5 protein-coding genes are annotated in these 6000 nt (G+C 38.6%); 2 read left to right on the top strand and 3 right to left on the bottom strand.

What is annotated here, in order from left to right; all coding sequences use genetic code 11:
- Positions 1 to 379: 379 nt before the first annotated feature.
- Complete coding sequence (locus NSQ50_RS31495; RefSeq protein ID WP_051491369.1) at positions 380 to 994, bottom strand: hypothetical protein; 615 nt, start codon at positions 992 to 994, stop codon at positions 380 to 382.
- A 755-nt stretch (positions 995 to 1749) separates the two neighbouring features.
- Positions 1750 to 2556, bottom strand: a complete 807-nt coding sequence (locus NSQ50_RS31500; RefSeq protein ID WP_036684974.1) for a hypothetical protein — start codon at positions 2554 to 2556, stop codon at positions 1750 to 1752.
- A 342-nt stretch (positions 2557 to 2898) separates the two neighbouring features.
- Here NSQ50_RS31500 and NSQ50_RS31505 point away from each other — a divergent pair, with 342 nt between their 5' ends.
- Together NSQ50_RS31505 and NSQ50_RS31510 are read left to right on the top strand one after the other, a co-directional pair.
- A complete protein-coding gene (locus NSQ50_RS31505; protein ID WP_036684976.1) occupies positions 2899 to 3249 on the top strand; it encodes a hypothetical protein in 351 nt (116 codons plus the stop codon).
- A 3-nt stretch (positions 3250 to 3252) separates the two neighbouring features.
- A complete protein-coding gene (locus tag NSQ50_RS31510; RefSeq protein ID WP_036684978.1) occupies positions 3253 to 4566 on the top strand; it encodes a hypothetical protein in 1314 nt (437 codons plus the stop codon).
- A 605-nt stretch (positions 4567 to 5171) separates the two neighbouring features.
- Here NSQ50_RS31510 and NSQ50_RS31515 read toward each other — a convergent pair.
- The gene (locus tag NSQ50_RS31515) at positions 5172 to 5429 is read right to left on the bottom strand and encodes a hypothetical protein (RefSeq protein WP_036684979.1); all 258 of its coding nucleotides are present in this window, start codon (positions 5427 to 5429) and stop codon (positions 5172 to 5174) included.
- Positions 5430 to 6000: the final 571 nt, after the last annotated feature.

Consider the following 6000-nt stretch of genomic DNA (forward strand, 5'->3'; position numbering starts at 1 on the left):
AGCGAGTGATGTGCTAATGAATTATAGAGTGCTAAAAGGCAGATCTGAAGGAAATGGTTGAGTCCAGCGAGCGACCACTAACTGACATTGGAATGCCAATCACAAGCTGCAGGAGTTGCAGAGGAATAAATTAAAGCGAGTGATGTGCTAATGAATTATAGAGTGCTAAAAGGCAGATCTGAAGGAAATGGTTGAGCTCAGCGAGCGAGCGTTGACCGACATCCAGGTGTATGAAGAAAATAAAATATTAGACCGGTCTTGTTGATTTTACGCGGTTTTCGGTAATGAAAATCGTCAGATAATAAAAAATAAGTATTTGATAAGTTTTAGAAATTGAAAGAGTAACAGCGAAGAACGAATGGTTCCTTGCTGTTACTTTCTATTTTATTAACTCATTATTATATAAGGAAGTTAATACGGAATCTATTGCAGATATTAGAACAAAAATGAGCCTTTTATCTATTACAATCATATTTCTTGAGCTTTCAAAAATTTCTTGTATTTTAAAATTGTCAATTGAATTTCTTACCTCTACTTTCTTTTTTTCCTTAGAAAATCGTTCAACATTACCGCCACAATGAACTATACAATTTCTAATTGGAATACAACTTTTTATTTTCATCCACTCTTCAGTAGAATCAGGGAAATCAATCTGGATGACCTCCTTTTTTAAATAAGTCTGAGCCCTTTTTATACCTGATCCTTTGTAATCACGAAATTTGTTACTGATATCAAATTGTTCTTCGAAATATTCACATATTAAATTTAATTGATTCTCAAAAAAAGCAAATAATGAAACAAGTAAAGAATGGTTTAATATTAAAGGTAAGTCATGTGCATATGTGTCGAGGTGCATTATCCATTCAAGAGGATTTTCGTTTCTTAAATTCCCTGTTCTCAGATCAGTATCTAAACTTTTTAAATGATCTTGGGTTAAATTACAATACATTTTAAAATTATAAATCTCTCTTTTTAAACTCACAATATTTAACATTGTTTTATCACCTTAAATTCTCCTTTGTTTCATATAAACTCTTAATATATGCATTCGTGAACTATTTAAGCTACCCTGCCCTTTTGCTTAGGGGTACATCAAAATTTAATTTTCTTTCCAGACTGAAGTCACTCCTGTAGGTAAGCGTTAAGACCGCTGCACCGGCCATCGGGCGACAACCAAGGATGTTCGCTATATGAGCTTACTCAATTAATTCAGTGCCGAGTTTAGACAGCTACAGCTATGATGTTGGAGGCCTCTAGACCACTGGTGTGCGGTGAGCTCTAGATCCGGGAATCACTGTTGAATGCAGAAGTTCCGGCCCGGCGGTCGCCCACCGGGAACAACAAGGGGCGCTGGCTATGATCCTTACTCAGCTACTCTATTGTCGAGTTTAGATTGCTGCAGTGAGTGATGTGCTAATATATCCTAGACCGCTGGCTTGCAGTGAGCTAGAGATCGGAAAAGCACTTCTGAAGCTAAACATAATGGACCGGCGACCGCGCCACCGGGCGCAATCATTAATGCTGGCCACGAACTATAGGGATCGTTGAAAGATCCGCCATTCCAGCCAATCAGATTTGCCAAAGCAGATTGCAGTAAATATAACTTTGTTTCACTAAAACACAAAACCCCTTATAGAATAAGGGGTTTTGTGTTATTTGTTTTTTTAACTTATATTCACTGAAAACAACTTATTTTAAGTAATATTAAGTTATTTAGATTTAAATAAACAAAACTAACAAGTATTAAAGTTAGTCTAGTTTTGTTTCATTATTCATAATTTCAGCTTTTAATCGATTCTCAAAATTTTTCTGAATGTACTCTTTGACATACAGATTTCTTTTTACTGAGTTTTCTTCTTTCTTAAATAAACCTACTTTAATCAATCGCTCACTTGCCGGCAACTGGTTCCATTCTTTTAGGGCTTCCAACTCAAGTATTGTCTCGACCCTTTGCTGAGTGATCATATCTGTAATTCTTTGTTGGCGATCACTGAGAACATTATTTCTATTTTCCACTTGTACTTGTTCTAAACGATCATGGAATATCTCTTCTTGCTTTTTTAAGGCTTTTTCGATTTCTGTCTGTACGAGCGTCTGCTGCGCTTCAAGATCTTCATTTCGCTGTTCCATGGTTTGTGATGACAATTCTTCTATTTGTAACAGATGTTGTTCGAATGAACGCTGTTGAGTTTCTAAAGCTAATTTAATCTCTCGCTGCACATATGATGATAGCTCTGCAAATAAGAAGTCTTTTGAAATTGAGGTTTCAATTTCTTCCTTATAGTCAACGGGAAATGGCCGCAATTCAAATGGAGGTGAGTCCATCAAAGTACCATAAATTCCTTCTAAGTTCCAACCAGCCTCTCTCTTCTCTTTTATAAATAAACCTACTTTTAAGTCAAGAGTGTCATAAATCTTCTGGTTAACATCAGATCGACGGTTGACATAATGTATTCTTTTCTTTTCCAATGTATCAAACCATACATTGATAGTAGTAAAGTGCATATCCACTTTCTTTGAAAATGCCGTTAGCTGCCAGAACTCATTATTCTCCATCCTATAATCCACTCCTTTCATAATTGATGAATAACGTATAGTCTAGTAATAACCAATTTTTCATAGTCTATACCTAGTGCATACCCTATTGATAATCAATGATACCTTTATTAGAGTAACTTAATATTCACTATTCGTCCAGATCCAAATAACACAAGAAAACCTTATAATACCAAGCTTTATAGGCTATTCATAATACATATCCTAGCACTAGTTAAGTATACATTAATGACTAGTTTATAAGTTGATTAGTCATAGGTTAGATGTTATAATTATATGTGAGTGAAATTAAATGTATTTAATTGTTTTGTATTTCATTTAACCATATATCGGAGGTATATTATGGATGTACCATTGAAAGTGCTTGTTGAAAATATTATGAAAGGGACTGTGATAGATGTGTTTTATCTGATTCGAGAAAAAGAACACATTCATAAGTCCGAGATCTTGCAAAAATTTGTTGAATATGATGATGATCCTGCATGCAAAACTACTAAGTATCGTCTACCTATGGATATCGCAATAGCTAAATTAGAAGGGGCTAATCTTGTCTCAAGCTATCAGGATGGTAGGGCAGAGCGCTATGTTCTTACGGATTATGGGCGAAGTGCGCAATCTCTGCTTGCTGAACTATTAGACCAGAATCCTGCAGTATTGCACGGAAGTAAAATCATAACTAAATTGGGGGCGTAATTGATGGAACAAAAAGTAGATGGAGTGTGGCCATTAGAAGGATTCGTCAATCAAAAAAATGCCGAACCTGGTTTAAAAGCCGGATTTGTAGGGCTTGGACAAGGTGGGGGTAAAATGGTTGATGCTATAGCATCGATCAAATCTCCTAAAAATAATGAACAGGTATATCCATGCATCGTTGCGAACTCCAATTTAGGTGACATGAACAACCTTAAAAATGTTCCCACTCAGTATAAATTCTCTTTTAAACAATACGAGAGAGGTGTGGGGAAAGACCCGGAACTTGGAAAACGTGCTTTTCTTGATAATGCCGCAGAATTTTTTGACCTGATCCTTAACGTAATGGGTGATCGTGATGTGATTTTCGTAATGGTATCAATGGGGGGAGGAACAGGCACTGGAGCTATTAATGAGCTAGTTGATGCAATCAGTACATACATGGGTAAACCAGTAGTTGCTGTCACTTCGTTGCCAAGACCCAATGAGATTGAAAGCCTCAATGCGTACAATGCAATGACGGAGCTTGTGCCGAAGTTGGATAGAATAGAGGAAGACGCAGAAGGAAGAAGATTCCGGATGCTAGAAAGTCTTATCATTCTTGACAACGAGAAAATCTTCACTGAACACCATAGCGAACCTGAAGTGCAAAACTTAACCTGGGATTATTACAGTAACTATAAACTAGCTGGATTACTACATGAATGGAGTGTTTTAACGAGTTTAGGATCTGATTATACGCTTGATGCAGCAGATCTCTTGAATCACATATTACTCGGTGGTGGAGTGCTCACGTTTACAAAGCGTAAGATAGACCTCGACAGCATAAAAAACAAGGAAGATTTATTGAATGCAATTGTTTCAACGTACAAGGGTAAGAACGTTCTAGCTAATGGCTTTAATTACAAAGACGATATGAGATCGATGGGTCTCGTAGTGGTTATGCCTAAAGATCGCGAATCTGAAATTAACTCTGATACGCTAGAGTTAATTCGTACCAAAATGCGAGATGAATTACCTAATGTTAATTTTTATCCTGGTTCTGCAACATATGGTAGTAAGAGATATGCAATTGTTTACACCATGGCCAATATGGGTGGTTTGCCAGAACGGGCTAAAAATTTAAGAGAGGAAGCAGAAGAGTTAAGAAATCAAAGGCTAGAAAGAGAGAAAAATGCTTCTGGTTTTGGAGCTTTAGGGCAAAAAATAGAATCTCAAACTTCGTCTGTAACAAAAAGAACACCAGCTGGTGTTAATCCTTTTGCTTCCAAGTCACAAGAAACAATTCCCTCCGGGCCTAGAAATCCTTTTAAGAAGTAAATTCTAAAAGCAGTAGCCAGAATTTGGCTACTGCTTTTTTTGTTATAAAGGATGTTGAATTGCTGTCTGCAGCTTAAAAGTTCCTAAACCCGCCACGGGAACTACAGATCGGGAATGAGCATTAGAAAAGATTTAAAGTTACGCTAAACGGTCGCTTGGTGGCTTCCAGCACTAGGGTCAAGAGCAGTCCCGTCCCGTCTGAAGCCACGGGAACCAAATCGGGAACGCGGGCATTAGAAAAGATTTAAAGTTACGCTAAACGGCCGCTTGGTGGCTTCCAGCACTAGGGTCAAGAGCAGTCCCGTCCCGTCTGAAGCCACGGGAACTAGATCGGGAACGCGGGCATTAGAAACGATTTAAAGATATGTTAAAGGGATCCACGCGCTATGACCTATTTATATAGCATTAATAAAAATCTTAAACACTCTATTTAACTGTTATATACTCTTATTAAATCTTTTTAACAATAATAAAACTTGTATTGTTCGAAAACCCTTATAATATAAGACCTTCTCCTTATGTGTGTTCTATTACGTTATATCGTGTTTATTATAGTTTTATTTAGTTATTTATACTGTAAAACACTACTTTAAACTGTCATTTTTTTATGAATTACGCTTTTCTTTAAGGAATGTTTGTACTTGATCTCGAAATTTTGAAGCTATTAATTCGGCTTCTTCTTTGGACTCAATTCCAAAATTAGTTTCAAATATAGCGCCAACTTCTATCAACCTTTTAGTCCGTTGCTTTCTGTTTTCTTGGCTGATTGAAGCACGTAGGTCTTTCTGCCTCGCTTTAAGCTGCTCCATCTTCTTATCGACATCGGCCAAACGTTCTTCAGGGCTTCTACGTGTCGTACTCATATTTCTCATCCTTTCATTTCATGAATCGAACGGCAAACCATCCAGGCATTCTACAACATCAACTTTTTAATAGGTCGGCTGCGCCTCCGGTTTTACTAGTCGGCTGCGCCTCCGGTTTTACTAGTCGGCTGCGCCTCCGGTTTTACTAGTCGGCTGCGCCTCCGGTTTTACTAGTCGGCTGTGGCTCCGGCTTTCTAGTCGGCTGCGCCTCCGGTTTTACTAGTCGGCTGCGCCTCCGGTTTTACTAGTCGGCTGCGCCTCCGGTTTTACTAGTCGGCTGCGCCTCCGGTTTTACTAGTCGGCTGTGGCTCCGGCTTTCTAGTCGGCTGCGCCTCCGGTTTTACTAGTCGGCTGTGGCTCCGGCTTTCTAGTCGGCTGCGCCTCCGGTTTTACTAGTCGGCTATGCTTCCGGTTTTACTAGTCGGCTATGCTTCCGGTTTTACTAGTCGGCTATGCCTCCGGTTTTACTAGTCGGCTATGCCTCCGGTTTTACTAGTCGGCTATGCCTCCGGTTTTACTAGTCGGCTATGCCTCCGGTTTTACTAGTCGGCTATGCCTCCGGTTTTACTAG

The organism is Paenibacillus sp. FSL R10-2788 (assembly GCF_038003885.1).
GTDB classification, from domain to species: Bacteria; Bacillota; Bacilli; order Paenibacillales; family Paenibacillaceae; genus Paenibacillus_AQ; species Paenibacillus_AQ odorifer.

Excerpts from the sequence above, each read along its gene's own strand:
- NSQ50_RS31515 (WP_036684979.1), bottom strand. The coding sequence starts at position 5,429 with ATGAGTACGACACGTAGAAGCCCTGAAGAACGTTTGGCCGATGTCGAT.
- NSQ50_RS31510 (WP_036684978.1), top strand. The coding sequence starts at position 3,253 with ATGGAACAAAAAGTAGATGGAGTGTGGCCATTAGAAGGATTCGTCAAT.
- NSQ50_RS31505 (WP_036684976.1), top strand. The coding sequence starts at position 2,899 with ATGGATGTACCATTGAAAGTGCTTGTTGAAAATATTATGAAAGGGACT.
- NSQ50_RS31495 (WP_051491369.1), bottom strand. The coding sequence starts at position 994 with ATGTTAAATATTGTGAGTTTAAAAAGAGAGATTTATAATTTTAAAATG.
- NSQ50_RS31500 (WP_036684974.1), bottom strand. The coding sequence starts at position 2,556 with ATGGAGAATAATGAGTTCTGGCAGCTAACGGCATTTTCAAAGAAAGTG.